Genomic DNA, 15,846 nt, shown 5'->3' with positions numbered 1-15,846 from the left:
AAATTAACAAAGATAAGAAGAAAGTGTTTTTATATAGTTAATTTGGGAGGGTTTATATGAAAGTTCGTATATTGGCATACATATGTATATTTTCTTTATATGTCAGTTTAGGCTCTTATTCTGTTTTTGCACAAGATAACTTGCATGAAGAAATTCAAAAGCATGCAAAACAGTATGAGATTGCACCTCAAAATGCGATGATTGATAAAATATGGAAGGCAACACCTGGATATAATGGAAGACAAGTGGATATTGAAGCATCGTATAATAATATGAAGAAGCTAAAGGAATTTGATCAAAAATATCTTGAATTCAAAGAAGTCTCACCGAGTGTTCATTTGGAAGATTTATCACCAGCTCCAATTTATAGAGGGCATCCAAATAAAAAGATGGTAGGATTAACAATAAATGTGGCATGGGGAAATGAGTATTTGCCTCGCATATTAGAAATCTTGAAAAAGCATGATGTGAAGGCCACTTTCTTTTTAGAAGGACGTTGGGTGAAAGAAAATTTGCGATTTGCAAAAATGATTGTCGATGCAAAACAAGAAGTTGGAAATCACTCATACACACACCCTAATATGAAAACGTTATCGTCAGATGAAATACGAGATCAGTTACAAAAAACAAATCGAATGATAGAAGTAGCAACGAATCAAAAAGTAAGATGGTTTGCCCCGCCGAGTGGAAGCTTTCGAGATGAAGTCGTAAAGATTGCAGATGATTTTCAAATGGGAACGATTATGTGGACTGTAGATACGATTGATTGGAAGCGACCTGAGCCGGATGTACTATTGCAGAGAGTAATGAGAAAAATACATCCAGGTGCTATCATATTAATGCATCCTACTTCGTCTACAGCAGAGGCTTTAGAAACAATGATTACAAAATTGAAGGAACAAGGATATAAAGTGGGGAATATAACTGAATTACTGGATGAAAAACGTGTGGATTAAATACATTTGCATGACATTCATCCTTAAACTTGTTATCATTAAATAATAGCGTTTTATTTAGAGAAACTGGCAGTAGGAGGAAAGTTTTTGATTAAAAAATATACTTGTAAAAATGGTGTAAGAATAGTTATGGAGAATATACCAACTGTAAGATCGGTTGCAATTGGTATTTGGATCCATGCGGGATCAAGAAATGAAAATGAAAAAAATAATGGGATTTCTCACTTTTTAGAGCATATGTTCTTTAAAGGGACAGAAACACGTAGTGCACGAGAGATTGCAGAATCATTTGATAGCATTGGTGGTCAAGTGAATGCATTTACTTCAAAAGAATATACTTGTTACTATGCAAAAGTATTAGATGAGCATGCTAAATATGCTCTAGATGTTTTAGCAGATATGTTCTTTAATTCAACATTTGATGAGGAAGAACTGAAAAAAGAGAAGAATGTCGTATGTGAAGAAATTAAAATGTACGAAGATGCGCCAGATGATATTGTGCATGATATGTTAACGAAAGCAACATATGAAACGCATCCACTTGGATATCCTATTTTAGGAACAGAAGAAACGCTTAATACGTTTACAGGTGATACGTTACGTCAATATATAAAAGATCATTACACACCTGAAAATGTAGTTGTATCAGTTGCAGGAAATATTGATGAAGCATTTTTACAAACAGTGGAGCAATATTTCGGTAGTTATGAAGGAACAACAAACCGTGAACAAGTACATAGCCCAATTTTCCATTTCAATAAGGTAGCCCGTAAAAAGGAAACGGAACAAGCTCATTTATGTCTAGGATATAAAGGCTTACAAATGGGACACGAAGATATTTATAACTTAATTGTATTAAATAATGTTTTAGGCGGTAGCATGAGTAGCCGTTTATTCCAAGAAGTACGTGAGCAACGTGGATTAGCTTACTCGGTATTTTCTTACCACTCTTCTTATGAAGATACAGGTATGTTAACACTTTACGGTGGAACAGGTAGCCAACAATTAGATACACTGTATGAAACAATGCAAGAAACATTAGAGACATTGAAAAATACAGGTATTACAGAAAAAGAGCTTATGAATAGTAAAGAGCAATTAAAAGGAAACTTAATGTTAAGTTTAGAAAGTACAAATAGCCGTATGAGCCGTAACGGTAAAAATGAATTGCTTCTTCGTAAACATCGTTCACTTGATGAGATTATTGAAAGTGTAAACACTGTAACAAAAGAAAATGTGGACGGATTAATTCGCAACATGTTTACTGATGAATTCTCTGCGGCACTTATTAGTCCAGACGGAAAACTTCCAAAAGGAATAAAACTATAATCGATTTTTATGATGTATCTGATAATAACCTTCTCTCTTTTTAAATGAGAGAAGGTTATTTTTTTTATCCATATAGAATAGGTACTAATTATAGACAACGCAAATGAAAAATTCAGTAGGGGGAGTGGAGTATGTATGCGATTAAGTGAATTAAGTGGTAAAGAGGTTGTAGATATAGAAAAAGCGGAAAAAATGGGAGTCTTAGGTTATATGGATTTAGAGATTAATGAGAAAGACGGACAAATACAAACACTTATAATACCTGTAGGGAAGTGGGGAGGTTTTAAAAAGGAACCACAAGAAGTAAGGGTCGCATGGAGTCAAATAAAGAAAGTCGGACATGATATGCTTCTTTGTGATAGTATAGATCGTTCAAATTCGGAGTGAAGGATGGCCATTTTGGTCATCTTTTTTGTATCTACATAGAAACCTGATAAATCATATGTGCATTTGGATTTTCAATCACCATAAACTCGTACATTACATATGATGTGGAGGAAAAAGAAAAAGTAGGCACTTTTCTTATAAATGACAGAAAAAGAAGGTGAATTAGGGAATGTTGACTGAGATGCATATTGCTGTCATAGGAGGAGATGCAAGGCAGCTAGAAGTAATTCGTAAGCTAGTTGAATTGGATGCGAAACTTTCTTTGATAGGGTTTGATCAGTTAGATCATGGTTTCACAGGGGCAGCAAAAGAAAGTATACAAAATTTAGATTTCACTTCTGTAGACGCAATTATTTTGCCGGTTGCAGGTACAAATGCTAAAGGAGAAGTAGATACTATTTTTTCAAATGAAAAAGTTTCAATAACGAAAGAACAAATTGAAAATACACCAGAACACTTTACTATATATTCGGGTATTGGTACACCTTACTTGGAAAATCTCGTATCTACTACGAACCGAAAACTTGTTAAATTATTTGATCGTGATGATGTGGCAATATACAATTCTATTCCAACTGTAGAAGGTACATTAATGATGGTAATTCAACATACCGACTATACAATTCATGGGTCTAATGTAATGGTTCTAGGATTTGGTAGAACAGGAATGAGTGTTGCGAGAGCATTTCAATCATTAGGAGCCCATGTCAAAGTTGGAGCAAGACGATCTGAACATATTGCACGTATTACAGAAATGATGTTTTCTCCTTTTCATATGCAAGACATAGAGAAAGAAGTAGGGAATATCGATATTGTAATCAATACAATTCCGCACCTCGTTGTAACAGCGAATGTTATTGCAAAAATGCCAGCTCATACGTTAGTGATTGATTTAGCTTCTAAACCAGGTGGTACTGACTTTAGATATGCGGAAAAAAGAGGAGTCAAAGCGTTGCTAGCACCTGGATTACCAGGTATTGTTGCTCCCAAAACGGCTGGGCAAATTTTAGCAAATGTTCTTTCTCAGTTATTAGCAGCAGATGCAATTGCAAAGGAGGAGGAAAAGAAATGAGTTTGAAGGGAAAACGAATTGGTTTCGGATTTACGGGTTCACATTGTACGTATGAGGAAGTTATGCCGCACTTAGAAAAATTAATTGCTGAAGGGGCAGAAGTACGTCCCGTTGTTTCATACACTGTTCAATCAACAAATACTAGATTTGGAGAAGGAGCAGAGTGGATTAAGAAGATTGAAGAAATAACAGGTTTTAAAGCAATTAATTCAATTGTTGGAGCAGAGCCACTTGGACCTAAAATTCCATTAGACTGCATGGTAATCGCTCCTTTAACAGGAAATTCTATGAGTAAATTTGCAAATGCAATGACAGATTCTCCAGTACTAATGGCAGCAAAAGCGACGCTAAGAAATGGCAAGCCTGTCGTATTGGCAGTTTCGACGAATGATGCTTTAGGATTAAATGGGGTAAATCTAATTACACCAACAAGGTGACGACAAAGCATAAATCCTTATATGTCGCCATCTTGAGGGAGCTTAGGGTAAAGCACAAGTTCGAAATCATCGAGCCTTTGCCACTTTTCCTTTTTATAAACAGCCTTTTCTAAAACTGACTTTAGGAGGCTGTTTTTCTTTTTGGGATCATCTGTTTTAAAGTACAGATCAAGAACATGCTCCACTTGAGGTATTGTATCTTTCTTGACTTTTTCCTTCTTAATTTCGGTTTTAATTTCTTTCTTTAAGTTTTCCATAGTGGAAGTGATTTCAGTTATACGGTCAGAAACTACATTCGAGCGTTCTAAAAACATATCGACTGTGTAAACGCCACGTTCTAATAAATCATGTAAATTATTTTTTTGTTTTTGGACGTCTACTAATTCTTTTTCAAGCTTGCGTAATGCAGCCTCATTCATTTGAATGACTTGTGTTTCTTTTAATTTGTCATCTTGCTTATGTTTTTCAAAATCAGCTTTATAATTGATGTACCATTCTTTTAATGCCTCGAGTAAACGCTTCTCAATTAATTCAGTATAACTTGATTTGTTTTCACAGCCACGGTGTTTACAATCCATCGTTTCTTTTCGGTTCTTTGGATAACGTTGGACCATACTATAACCACATTTACTACATTTAATAATGCCAGCTAGAGGGTTTTTAATTCCGTTCGTATTGTAAGGAACGTGATATCTTGAGTTTAATTTTTCTTGTACTTGTTCAAACAAGCTTTCAGGTATGATTGGCTCGTGCTTACCATCGGCAATAATCCAATCCGATTTATCTTGTCGTGCACAACTTCTTTTTACAGCATCAGGCCGTTTTACTTCTTTTCGCTTTTGCCATGTTACTTTTCCGATGTACACATTGTTTTTTAATATATCTAAGATGCTGTAGGGGTTCCATTCATTACCTAGCTTACTTTTGTAGCCAAGATCATTTAATTTGCTTCGGATTGCATTAGCGCCCATATCCTCGTTTGCATACCAATCGAATATCATTCTTACAACAGAAGCTTCTTCTGAATTAATTGTTAAAGTACGTTCTCGCTTATTTAAACGGTGGATATCATAACCATAAGGCGCATGGGTACCGAGGTAATTACCAGCCTCCACGCTTGCTATACGGCCTCGTTGCATACGGCGTGTAATAATCTTTAACTCCTTACGTGCCATAAATGCTTCAAATTCGCTGTATTCTTCGTCCCACTCATCATTAAGGTCATAAGTCTTCCTAGGTGTCATAATCTTCGTATTAGAGCGTTTAAACGTCTCTAAAATGATTCCTTGCTCTTTCATACCACCACGACCTAAACGGTCCATATCCATACAAAGAACAACATCATATTTATTATCTTCAATTTCTTCAAGTAGTGCTAACATCTCAGGGCGTTTCACTAAACTCTCACCAGAAACGATTTCCTCACGGACAGCTAACACATTTAAGTTCATTTCCTTCGCTATTTTCAGAAGGGTAGTGCGGTGCTTTGCTAACGTTTCGCCCTCGCCACGTGCTTCAGCTTCGAGATCGGCACGGGATTTTCTTAGGTAGATTGCGGTTTTCATAATTTTGCCTCCTCTTTAATATTCATTATATAAAATGAATTGATGATAAAGTAATAATTAAAAGAAAAGCCCGCATAAAGAGGGCTTTTCGGATAGTACTAAGTGTAATAAGAAAACTGTTTACATTTAATTTGTTTGTTAATACTATGGTATAAAAGGAGTGTGATTTTATGTTGTCTAAAAATCTCCAAAAAATATTTGCCAAAGAAGCGAATCATTTATTGGACGGTATGAATGAATTTCGAAAGAACCATGAGCGTATCTCCAATAGTATTGCTGAATCAAAGAAAAGAATGGATGAAAAAGCTAAGAAGCGTAGACTTATTCAAAATAAATAGCAACAGGTGATACTACTATATCATCAGCTGTAAGTATATTAAATGTACCTAATACACCGAGAGGTAACCCTAAAATTGAATTAAAGACACTATGAGGGTTGTGTGACATTACATTTGAGAAATCAGGTAGTTTGGCTTCATTATGAGAAATTTTTCTAGTAATCTTTCCAATTAAAGTTGCTTTAATTGATGGGTTATTTTGTCCATATTTAAAGGTTAACTCATCAATGCTTTCACGTAGAAAATCTTGTTTTAACGGGATAAAAATTTTGCCCATTTTCAAAAATGCGTTAGCTGGCACAGTTTGATTAATATACTCTAGCATGATTTTGATTTGTTTAATTGGCGATGATTGTGCTTCTTGAATTTTTTCAAATTGTTCATTTATTGCTTTAATTGCGGCTTTCTTTTGAGCAGGTTTAATATTATTTTCATTTTCTATTTCCTGTATACTTTTATCTTTTTGTTCTTTAAAGCCTAATTGTGAAATTTCAAGAAACTTTTCTCCTACTATCTTTTCAATAACTTCAAAATTCATTGCTGTAAAGCTTGAAGTTGTTTTGATGTATGTACCAGGTGGTAAAGTAGGAGTAGAAAAAGAATTTTCTATTACTTTAATCAGGCCCTTTTCTTCAAAATGTTTTTCAAAATCATTTAGTGCATTATCATGTAATTGTGTAGAAATGATTTCTTTCCCAGCTTCTAAATCAGCGATTGTAAAAGATTCAGAATGATTTTCACCTGGAGCTAGACGTAATGTGGCTTTTGCGGATGGTGATTTTATAACAAATGGAATGTCAAATTTTCCAGTATCCCCTTGAACTTCAAAGTATCCTCTTGCTTGTGCACCTTTACTTTCTTGATGTGTTTCTGTTCTTTGTTCTTGAAACTCGCTATTTTTCGATGTAATCAGCCCATCATTTGTCTGTGCAATAAATGAATGTAAAAAATTTTTGTCTAAATAAATTAATTCTTTCATGTGATTATATCCCCTTTGCTATTTGTTAATATAAAATCAAGATTTGATAAGCAGTAATCAATCAGTTTCATCAATCTTTTTATAAAAGTACCACTTATCTTTATCTGGATTGTATAAATAAACCTCTTTTAAAGTAACACGATGTTTAGGTTCTACTAGAATCCATTGGTTATCCTTTCTTGTGTAAAGATGGATAAGCTCTTCTTTGTTGTTTTTTTGAAGTGTGTCATAGTCTATTAGACTCATAGTATAAAAACATTTAGGGCGTTTGTTAAAACGATAAATAAAAACAGCAGACCCTGTAAATAGAACGAAAAAGAGAGGGTCTCCTATAAATGTCCCTAAATTACTTTCAATAGTTTTGCTAACGTTTTTGTCTTTTAAAAGTAAGGTGTTTATATTTAAAGCATGAAAATAACTACAAGTGAAAAATACTATACATACGGATATAAATAATGGCCGTTTTTCAATAGTATCAATAATCCATTTTGAAAATTTATATCTTTTCTTTTTGGTGGTTTCTCTGTTTTTCTCAACTTGTGTAAAGGGCCAAGCATATATATACAGGAGATAGACCAAGACGGCTAAAATAATTAATATTATAGCTATTAATTTTATAATAGAGTGAGATAAAAAAGGAACAGCAAGGATAAGTGAATATAGGGCAAATGCTGTTATTTGTAATAGAAAATAAAAAGTCAAAAAAGCAACTATAAAGTTTGCGAAATTTTTGAAAAAACGTCCTTGTTTTTGTTCGAAAATAATGTCTAAGTCATTTTTATAAATGTATCCAAATATAAATGGAAACACTATTGCTAATGGTCCAAAGGTTTTTAAGACATTTCCAATAAATTCAATTAATGAGGTCATAAATTCCTAAGATCCTTTCCAGTTTAAATTTTGATGAGTAATAATGCGTTTGCTTTAAAATAAAAATGATATTTTGATTCAATTTAATAAGTTTTTAAACGAGCAAATCCACTCGGAACTCCATGAATTTCGGCAACTTCTTGAATAGATAAATGAGTATTTTCATAAGCAAATATCATTTCATCAGTAAGTAATAATTCCACAGCAAATGTATTTGCTTCAATTTCTAAGCGATCCACTGAAAAGAAGGTTTGGTTACGTAAGAAGGGAGTATTTGCTTTAGGATGAAGTACAGCATGGCCTAATTCATGTGCACAAACAAATCGTTGAGTGAATTCGTCAATTTTATTATTAATATGAATGAATTTAAATCGTTTGTAAGTGTTGTAAAAACCAAGAGTATTCCCAAGGTCTTCAAACAACACTATAATATTTTTTCGTTTAGCAATTTCAAAGGGGTTTGTTGTTCCATGTTTTTTTACGATTTTGAGTATGTATTCTTTAATTTCCATTTCTCGCTCCGTTCAATCTTTTTTATACTTGTTTGGAGTGAATTTTTGTTTTGCTAATTGCTTTGCCATACGCATTGAGTTCTCTAGAGAAATACGAATCATTTCTTTTGTATGTTCGTCTATTGGTTCTCCGTCAAACATTAACGCTTCATCGCTGTTTTCTAGCTCTTCTAAGGTTTTTTCTAAATCACGTGCGATATCACGTTCTTCCTTAATCGATAATTTAGTTGGATTATTAGATACCATTTCTTTCGTTTGTGTCCTATCTAACAGATAATCTGTTGATACCTCAAAAAAGTCAGCGATTTTCTTTAAAGTATCATAATCTGGTTCGCGCTGACCCTGCTCATAATTAGCTAATTTTCCTCTTGAAAAGCCCAAACGATCAGCAAGTTCATATTGACTTAGTTTTTGTTTTTTTCTAAGTTCCGAAATCTTTTTTCCGAGCATAAATTCTTCCTTCTTTCTAAATAAGAATGGGCACTTTTTATTAATTATAGAAACGTTTAGTTTCTAAATCTACAAAGGAAACAAAAAGTTTCTAATAAATATTAACAGAAACGAATCGTTTCTTTATATTAGAGGTATAAGGAAACGAAATGTTTCTTTTGGAGGTGACATATTGAATAAAAAAAGAAATAAAATGATTGAATTTAGAAATAATCAATCAAGATTAGTTGTAGCAAGGAATTTGAAAATTACTCCTCAAATGCTAGGGGCAATTGAACGTGGTGATAGAACGCCTTCATTAGAATTAGCTAAAAGAATAGCTGATTTTTATAAAACTACAATTGACGATCTTTTTTTTAGTTAAAAAGGAAACAAAATGTTTCTGGAGGTGAGAAAATGCCATCAACTAACATGGCAGTACCAACAGACCCGTCGCATAAACATATAAAAAGCACTTCAAGAGGTGACACCATGAGCCAACAAGAAGAATATGCGGCGACTTATGAATTTGGAAAAACGAAAGTCCATGTTGTGGCTCCTGAGCCAAAATCACAAAAGGATATTGATAAAATCCGTCAAGCATATTACAAGGCTGGTTGGGCCATCATCAAAGAGATACAAGTAAAAGAAAACGTTGAGGAATAGTTCCTCTCTTTTTATACGAAAAGTAGACAAGTTACATATGTACTAATTTCATTGTAACCATTTGAAAACTAAATATGGAGGCGAACAGATATGGGAACAAGCATATACTGCAATTCAGCAATAGGAGAATTATTACAGAATGCTAGAGAATGTTGTGACAATGTTCAGCTGAAAACGAAGAAAGGGCTATCTAAGTACCTTGGTATTACACATGAAAGACTAACTCGTATTGAATCTGGACTTTCTAAACCAGAATTTGAACTTGCGATGGATTGGTGCCATGCAACAGGAGCAAAGTTAAATCAACAAGCGATTAAACATATTTATGGTGTGGGGTTACCACCTACAGATCCACGTTTAACTCAAGATGTAAATCTACAATTGATGAACTACATTAAACAAGCTGAAGAGGGAATTGCGGCAGCTAAAGAAATTATGAATCTACAAGTTACAACAAGGTCATGGAAGCATGATGAAAAGAAGAAACATGAATATGCAGTTCATGCAAAAGAAATCTTCGATACAATCCAAGCTACTCAATGTGTAGTACAAGCCCTTGAACAAGTTCACTTTGGCATTATGGAACAAATACAAAGAAGTTGGTTGCAAAAGGCTATGGCGGAAAACGTTATTATTCAATCGGTAGATAGCTTAATGACTTTAACGAAGATGCTGTAAAGGAGGGATAAAAATGACAGTAGATTATAAGAAACCTAGCTTAAAAGAATATAAGGAATTAATTCGTTATGATGCAAAACTAACTGGTGAAATTAAAATAGCAGAATTACTTAATGAGGATTCAAAAACAGTTGAGTTAAAGCAAGAGAAGAAATTGTTGGGGATTCGAATCAAAATTATTGAAGCATCATTCATTTTGAAACATAAATGGGCAAATAAAAAAGCTACCGCCTAGACAACAGTAGCTCTGAAAAATATCGTAAAGCAATTATAACATTATATAAATCATTTGGACAAGCCACTGTGCTTGTCGTTATGACCAGAAAGGGATTTTTCCTCCCATACCTCTACAATGTTCCTTTCTGGTTGTAACGATGCGTACAGCATCAATTTAATTAGAAAGGAGATGTAATCCATGAACGATAAAATCAATCGTCTTCATGATCTAGTTCTTCCTGGAGATTTTTCATTTGCAAATAAACTTCGTAACTGTATGAGTGAATGTATTCATAACATGTTTAATGCAGAATCAACCGAAGAATCAAATCACTGGGAAGAAGAGCTGGAGCGATGTATAAGGGAATTTAAAATGCTTCGTGATACAAAAGAGGAACATGAGGCATCGATGAGTTATCGTGTAGTGATTAAAGATTTAATAGCAAGAGGAGTTAACGCTTCGTTAGTAACACGTAGAAAATAAAAAGATCTATCACTTGGCAGAGTGATAGACAAACGGTTTTGCAAAAGATCTTAGAATTAATTATATCAAATTAGCATTCGTATAACAACGGAGTGTGCTACATGCTTTTAGACAAATCGTTACATAGAGTGTTGCTGAATCCTAAAGTGCTTCAACAAGCAACATCAGAGCAACACCTAATTTACTTAGTAAAACAATATCTCAAAATAGGATATAAGAATTATCGCTTATTACGTGTAGAGGACGGATTCGCGATATGTAAACGGGAGGATGAATAATATGGCAGTTTATAGACCAGTACACGTTTCATTTTGGCAGGATTCATTTGTTTTAGATCTTACACCGGAGGAGAAGTATTTCTACTTATATTTGATGACAAACAGTAAGACGTCTCAATCAGGAATCTATGAGCTTCCACTTCGTATCATTGAAACTGATACGGGATATAACCGTGAAACTGTTATGAAGCTATTAGAACGTTTTGCTGAGTATGGAAAAATTAATTACAACCAAAAAACAAAAGAGTTGTTCTTAATCAACTGGTTGAAATTCAATCCAATTAAAAATGTAAACATTGAAAAATGCGTTTTAAAAGAGATTCAATCTGTGAAGGACCAGGATTTTTTAGTTGATTTCTATGAAACTTGTTTGCAATTAGAAAGAGAACAAGATTTTAAAATCCCTCGTATTAAGGAGTATTTATCAGTCCGTTTGGAGGGGCTTATAAGGGGCTTCCAAGACCCTAGCAAGGAAGAAGAAAAAGAAGAAGAAAAAGAAAAAGAACAACAAGAAGAACGCGCAGGCGCGGAAGAAGTTGTTGAGGTTAATCCAATTTCTTTTTACGAGAAAAACTTCGGATTCATTACACCTTTTATTGCAGATGGTATTTATGCTTGGATAGATGATTTAAATGCAGAACTAGTTATTAAGGCTATGGAGCTTGCTTTAGAAAAGAATACGAGAAACATGTCTTACGTAAATACGATTTTAAGAGATTGGCATCTTAAAGGTTTTAAAACAGTAACTGATGTTGAGTCAGCTGATAAAGCATTTCGTGCTCAGAGATTAACAAAAGCGCAGCAACAGACACAAGCACCATATCAACAAAAAGGTTTATCGGAATCTACTAAAAACGTAATACAGCAGCAACAAGCATGGGAGCAGAACATTCCAACAGAAGAAGAACTTGCAGTACTTAACCAACAGAATGCGTGGTTGGCCAAATGAGTAACGATATAATTCGTAATGTAGAAGCTGAACAAAGTGTTTTAGGTAGCATAATCCAAGAAGGCGATTTAATTAAAGATTGCCAGCTAAAGGTAAAACAGTTTTCTTTACCAACGCACCAAGTGATTTTCAAGGCAATGAGAGAATTAGAGGATGCTGAGGTTCCGATAGATCTTGTTGCTCTCATTGGAAAATTCGATGAAAGCTTTATGCATCAAATTGGCGGAATCGAATTCTTTGTAAACCTGACGGAAGTTGTAACAACAACTAAGAACTTCTCGTATCACGAAGGCTTAGTTATCGAAGCATGGAAAATGCGACATGCTCAAGAGGTTGCTGGTAGCTTATATAATCGCCTTCAGAAAGACAGAGATATGAGTGCTATTGGTACATCAATTGATGAATTAAGCGCCATTGAAGAAACAGGTTACTCAGATGAGTTTAATTTGAAAGACACACTAGTTGATTTGTATAAGAACATGCAAATTGATGTAGGAGATTTAACCGGTATACCAACTGGTTATGACGACTTGAACAGAATGACAGCAGGGTTACAAGAAGGTGATTTAATTATTGTTGGGGCCCGACCTTCAATGTGGAAAACAGCATTTGTATTAAACGTTGCTTTTCATGCAGCAAGTGCTCATACAGCAACAGGAATCTTCTCGCTCGAGATGGGGGAGGAGCAGCTACTTAAGAGGATGATTTCAAGTACTGGAAATATTGATGCTTCCAAATTAAAGAATCCTAAGAAGTTATGTAATTTAAAGGATTGGGAAAAAATTAGTCAAGCGATGGGATTAATTAATGATTTGCCATTAGAAATTTACGATAAAGCAAATGTAACGATGCAAGAGATTTACGCTAAGGCTAGGAAACTGAAGCGTAAGTATCCTGATAAAAAGGTCTTGATCGCAATTGATTATTTGCAGCTTATCGTAGGGGACCCAAAGCATAGAGGGAACCGCATGCAAGAAATCGGTGAGATTAGTCGTAAGTTAAAACTGATGGCAAGAGAATTAAATGTATGTGTAGTTGCATTATCACAGTTAAGCCGTGCTGTAGAAAGCAGGCAAGATAAGAGACCATTGCTATCAGATTTACGTGAAAATGGTCAAATTGAGCAAGATGCGGATTTAATAGCATTCTTATATCGTGAGGATTACTATGACCGCGAAACAGAAAATAAAAACATAACAGAAATTATTTTAGCGAAACAGAGGAACGGTCCAGTTGGTGTTGTTGAACTAGCATTTATTAAAGAATTTAGTAAGTTTGTAAATTTAGAGAGAAAGTTCAACCATCAACAGGAGGCTTAATCATGTTATTACGTCAGGAAGTAGAACGTAGAAAACTAATAATTATTCGTAAATTATTGGGATTAGGATTAACTGGAATTAACGGACAAACATTAGATCAACTAACGTTAGCGCACCTTGAAGGAATTTTAATTGCAAGTTTGCAGGTATTGGAGGGGAAAAACAATGCCAAAACAATTAACAATTTTTGATGTGGAACCAGTTGTATCATTTGATCCTAAGAAAGCTCATATTCAACGTTTAAATTCAAAATTACGGTATGCAGATGTGGTTGTACAAATACCACGTCATGCCAAAGCAATTGATGAATTAAAACCAACGACAGCGCCTGATGAGCGTTATGAATTATTTGAAGATTACACAATTGGAATTTGGCGTTATAAGCGAGCGGAGGATAAACAATTTGTATGGGAAGAAGCTGAAGAAATGTGTAAGCGAGCAAGAGATAAAAAAAAGCCGATTCCAATTCGGCTCCATCTATCACTGGAACAATCATTTGTTCCGGAGAATGTTGTGCAATATCTATAGACAAATAAAAAAAAGCTGAGATCACTCTCAACTTACTTCGACAAAGTAATTATAACATATGGGAGTGATCTTGGTGGGAATTAGAAAAGAAAATCTTGTTGAAATGACAGCTGAAATAGATTTGAAAACAAACGGAATATACGTTGTTAAAAATGGTCAAGTTCAACTAATAGAACCACCTCAAGGTGGATTTGGTGAACAATCATTTGTATATCAAAGTGGAAAAGTAATTCGTATGGAAGAACGAAAAACACAGTTATTATAATCAAATTTGAATTTTGTAGAAAAGTAGGTGGAGAAATGGCTAAATACGAAAAGCCTAGATGTGATTGTGGCAGTCCACTAGCTTTTAGAGGGTATATATACGCTGTTACAGGAGTAACGCAAAAAGGTCTTCCTAGTATGTATAGACCTTTACCAATTAAAGGTTTAGAAAAAGGTGAAGATTTGTTTTGTTGGCATTGTAGAAAAAGCTATGAAATTGGGAAAGACCAAAAAGGAAGAATAGTAAGGGTAAATTGAACAAAAGCGTTATTTTATAGTAATGCAAAAAGAGTACATCTCGAATATGTACTCTTGAAAAGAGGAAGTGTATATAAGTGATGAAACACTATACTACAACATATGCTTGTCTCATTTAAAAGTACAAGGAATATAACAAAATAGTTATTTTGGAGAAAAGAGGAGCGGAAATGGAAATATACAAGGTTAGTGAAGTGGGGATATACGGTGAAGAAGTAAAACCTAAATTTTATAAATTACTAGATGATGCACAACAAGAATTTCATAAAGTTACAAGAAGAACTATCAGTAGTTAAAGATCCAGAGGATGTAACGTATGGCGAAAAGCCAGTTTGGATAAAAAACGGAAGCGACAGTTCATTCCCAAGTGACGTGTTAATTCAGGGTGTAATCAACTTTTGGTACAAATGCAGTTACGAACATGATGAGTGGGATGTTGCTCATACCACAGTCATAATCGAAAAAATCGAAGTTTTATAACAAAATTCTTATTGTATGAGCAAAAATAAAAGAATCCGTTTGTTATAAACGGATTCTTCCCACAAGGTGTGCAAGAAATTCAAGGTAACTGGACCAGAGCCACCTGTGGAATCTCTTGTGATAATACTGTATGCAAAGGAATCAATAAGGTTAATGAAATTTAAACAAAATCCTTATTTTAATTAAAAGAGCAGCTAGCAAAAGCTAACTGCTTGTTGAAAAAAGAATCCACCCCAGGTTATTTACTGGCAGAGTTTCAAGAAATAAATGATTAAATTAATTTAATTTTTCAATTACAATCGAAGCATTTATATTTGTTTGTGTTCCACCCGCCAAAGTTTGCAAAGTAACTGCAGCAGCGGAAGTATGATTATTAAGGGTAATAATATCACCTGCTGCTAAAGCGAGGATTGTTTGGCCGTTGTTTTGTTGAGTTCCTGCACCTGATCCATAAACTGCGCTGGTAACCGGAGCACCATTTAAAAAAAGTGTGAATTGATTAGGCTCAACTCCTGATACAGAAAAAGAAATTTTATAATCACCTGCATTAAGAACCATTAATTGAGAAGTTCCCAGCGTATGAGTAAAACCAGATGTCATTCTACCATGTGAATTAAAAAGAATAGGTGCTTCTAAGGCAACAACTTGAGCTGCTGTATTGAAAACATAAGCATAATGAGATAACCCAGATACTGTAAGTCCGGTAGGTCCAGTAGGCCCAGTAGCTCCAACAATTCCTGACAATCCGGTAGGTCCAGTAGGCCCCGGAGGTCCACCAGAAGGCCCAGTTGCTCCAGTTATTCCGGTAGGTCCAGTAGGTCCTGGAGGTCCACCAGAAGGCCCAGTAGCTCC

Annotated in this window: 23 protein-coding genes and 2 pseudogenes (1 of these 25 cut by a window edge); 19 read left to right on the top strand and 6 right to left on the bottom strand. The window is 34.5% G+C overall.

Annotation, left to right across the window (positions count from 1 at the left end; genetic code table 11):
- The first annotated feature begins 56 nt into the window (after positions 1-56).
- From CQ064_RS20020 to dpaB, 5 genes and pseudogenes are all read left to right on the top strand, one after another.
- The gene (locus CQ064_RS20020) at positions 57-956 is read left to right on the top strand and encodes a polysaccharide deacetylase family protein (protein ID WP_000868222.1); all 900 of its coding nucleotides are present in this window, start codon (positions 57-59) and stop codon (positions 954-956) included.
- Between the two features lie 87 nt (positions 957-1,043).
- Positions 1,044-2,285, top strand: a complete 1,242-nt coding sequence (locus CQ064_RS20015) for a M16 family metallopeptidase (protein WP_000593001.1) — start codon at positions 1,044-1,046, stop codon at positions 2,283-2,285.
- A 135-nt stretch (positions 2,286-2,420) separates the two neighbouring features.
- Entirely contained in the window at positions 2,421-2,672 is a 252-nt protein-coding gene (locus CQ064_RS20010; protein WP_001239759.1) for a YlmC/YmxH family sporulation protein, read from the top strand.
- A 169-nt stretch (positions 2,673-2,841) separates the two neighbouring features.
- The gene (dpaA, locus tag CQ064_RS20005) at positions 2,842-3,744 is read left to right on the top strand and encodes a dipicolinic acid synthetase subunit A (RefSeq protein ID WP_000954735.1); all 903 of its coding nucleotides are present in this window, start codon (positions 2,842-2,844) and stop codon (positions 3,742-3,744) included.
- Positions 3,741-4,166: pseudogene (gene dpaB / locus CQ064_RS20000) on the top strand (dipicolinate synthase subunit B); the annotation flags it as partial. The gene dpaA and the pseudogene dpaB, both read left to right, overlap by 4 nt.
- A 32-nt stretch (positions 4,167-4,198) precedes the next feature.
- Here the strand turns inward: dpaB and CQ064_RS19995 are convergent.
- On the bottom strand, positions 4,199-5,746 hold the full coding sequence (locus CQ064_RS19995; protein WP_000844785.1) for a recombinase family protein: 1,548 nt from the start codon (positions 5,744-5,746) through the stop codon (positions 4,199-4,201).
- 173 nt (positions 5,747-5,919) lie between these two features.
- Here CQ064_RS19995 and CQ064_RS33680 point away from each other — a divergent pair, with 173 nt between their 5' ends.
- Positions 5,920-6,084 carry a hypothetical protein gene (locus tag CQ064_RS33680; protein WP_170956783.1) on the top strand — a complete coding sequence of 55 codons (165 nt, stop codon included), beginning with the start codon at positions 5,920-5,922 and terminating at the stop codon, positions 6,082-6,084.
- Here CQ064_RS33680 and CQ064_RS19990 read toward each other — a convergent pair.
- From CQ064_RS19990 to CQ064_RS19975, 4 genes are all read right to left on the bottom strand, one after another.
- Positions 6,068-7,063 carry a DUF6414 family protein gene (locus tag CQ064_RS19990; RefSeq protein ID WP_000661246.1) on the bottom strand — a complete coding sequence of 332 codons (996 nt, stop codon included), beginning with the start codon at positions 7,061-7,063 and terminating at the stop codon, positions 6,068-6,070. The genes CQ064_RS33680 and CQ064_RS19990 overlap by 17 nt on opposite strands.
- 57 nt (positions 7,064-7,120) lie before the next feature.
- Positions 7,121-7,933 carry a hypothetical protein gene (locus CQ064_RS19985; RefSeq protein WP_000202384.1) on the bottom strand — a complete coding sequence of 271 codons (813 nt, stop codon included), beginning with the start codon at positions 7,931-7,933 and terminating at the stop codon, positions 7,121-7,123.
- Between the two features lie 83 nt (positions 7,934-8,016).
- Positions 8,017-8,445, bottom strand: a complete 429-nt coding sequence (locus CQ064_RS19980) for an ImmA/IrrE family metallo-endopeptidase (RefSeq protein ID WP_000403118.1) — start codon at positions 8,443-8,445, stop codon at positions 8,017-8,019.
- 12 nt (positions 8,446-8,457) lie between these two features.
- Positions 8,458-8,895 carry a helix-turn-helix domain-containing protein gene (locus CQ064_RS19975; protein ID WP_000900759.1) on the bottom strand — a complete coding sequence of 146 codons (438 nt, stop codon included), beginning with the start codon at positions 8,893-8,895 and terminating at the stop codon, positions 8,458-8,460.
- Positions 8,896-9,067: 172 nt separating this feature from the next.
- Between CQ064_RS19975 and CQ064_RS19970 the strand changes: the two genes are divergently transcribed.
- The 13 genes from CQ064_RS19970 to CQ064_RS34110 all read left to right on the top strand — a co-directional run bounded on the left by CQ064_RS19970 (position 9,068) and on the right by CQ064_RS34110 (position 14,810).
- The gene (locus tag CQ064_RS19970; protein ID WP_001036233.1) at positions 9,068-9,259 is read left to right on the top strand and encodes a helix-turn-helix transcriptional regulator; all 192 of its coding nucleotides are present in this window, start codon (positions 9,068-9,070) and stop codon (positions 9,257-9,259) included.
- A gap of 32 nt (positions 9,260-9,291) precedes the next feature.
- Positions 9,292-9,540: a hypothetical protein gene (locus CQ064_RS19965; RefSeq protein ID WP_001141264.1), complete on the top strand. Its 249-nt coding sequence runs from the start codon at positions 9,292-9,294 to the stop codon at positions 9,538-9,540.
- Between the two features lie 90 nt (positions 9,541-9,630).
- Complete coding sequence (locus CQ064_RS19960; RefSeq protein ID WP_000537278.1) at positions 9,631-10,218, top strand: hypothetical protein; 588 nt, start codon at positions 9,631-9,633, stop codon at positions 10,216-10,218.
- 13 nt (positions 10,219-10,231) lie between these two features.
- A complete protein-coding gene (locus tag CQ064_RS19955) occupies positions 10,232-10,453 on the top strand; it encodes a hypothetical protein (RefSeq protein WP_000215311.1) in 222 nt (73 codons plus the stop codon).
- 180 nt (positions 10,454-10,633) lie between these two features.
- Positions 10,634-10,918, top strand: a complete 285-nt coding sequence (locus CQ064_RS19950; protein WP_000998232.1) for a hypothetical protein — start codon at positions 10,634-10,636, stop codon at positions 10,916-10,918.
- 101 nt (positions 10,919-11,019) lie between these two features.
- The gene (locus CQ064_RS33675; protein WP_000923256.1) at positions 11,020-11,196 is read left to right on the top strand and encodes a hypothetical protein; all 177 of its coding nucleotides are present in this window, start codon (positions 11,020-11,022) and stop codon (positions 11,194-11,196) included.
- 1 nt (position 11,197) lies between these two features.
- Positions 11,198-12,145, top strand: a complete 948-nt coding sequence (locus tag CQ064_RS19945; RefSeq protein ID WP_000312138.1) for a DnaD domain-containing protein — start codon at positions 11,198-11,200, stop codon at positions 12,143-12,145.
- Entirely contained in the window at positions 12,142-13,464 is a 1,323-nt protein-coding gene (gene dnaB, locus CQ064_RS19940) for a replicative DNA helicase (RefSeq protein ID WP_000063842.1), read from the top strand. Before CQ064_RS19945 ends, dnaB begins: the two co-directional genes overlap by 4 nt.
- Before the next feature lie 2 nt (positions 13,465-13,466).
- On the top strand, positions 13,467-13,655 hold the full coding sequence (locus CQ064_RS19935) for a hypothetical protein (protein WP_000926801.1): 189 nt from the start codon (positions 13,467-13,469) through the stop codon (positions 13,653-13,655).
- Positions 13,630-13,992, top strand: coding sequence for a hypothetical protein (locus tag CQ064_RS19930; protein WP_001126000.1), 363 nt, complete (start codon positions 13,630-13,632; stop codon positions 13,990-13,992). Before CQ064_RS19935 ends, CQ064_RS19930 begins: the two co-directional genes overlap by 26 nt.
- A gap of 73 nt (positions 13,993-14,065) precedes the next feature.
- Complete coding sequence (locus CQ064_RS19925; RefSeq protein ID WP_000512858.1) at positions 14,066-14,257, top strand: DUF3954 domain-containing protein; 192 nt, start codon at positions 14,066-14,068, stop codon at positions 14,255-14,257.
- Between the two features lie 35 nt (positions 14,258-14,292).
- Positions 14,293-14,514: a hypothetical protein gene (locus tag CQ064_RS19920; protein ID WP_001151791.1), complete on the top strand. Its 222-nt coding sequence runs from the start codon at positions 14,293-14,295 to the stop codon at positions 14,512-14,514.
- 170 nt (positions 14,515-14,684) lie between these two features.
- Positions 14,685-14,810 (top strand): hypothetical protein, encoded by a 126-nt coding sequence (locus tag CQ064_RS34110; protein WP_000409262.1) that lies wholly within the window; start codon positions 14,685-14,687, stop codon positions 14,808-14,810.
- Between the two features lie 460 nt (positions 14,811-15,270).
- On the opposite strand, the pseudogene CQ064_RS19915 reads toward CQ064_RS34110, so the two are convergent.
- Positions 15,271-15,846: pseudogene (locus CQ064_RS19915) on the bottom strand (BclA C-terminal domain-containing protein); its annotated part runs 139 nt beyond the window's last position; the annotation flags it as partial.

Origin of the sequence: Bacillus sp. MYb78, from assembly GCF_002975115.1 — a bacterium.
Taxonomy (GTDB): Bacteria; Bacillota; Bacilli; order Bacillales; family Bacillaceae_G; genus Bacillus_A; species Bacillus_A cereus.
Note: the sequence above shows the minus strand (reverse complement) of the source record. Positions and strands in the feature narration are given on the sequence as shown.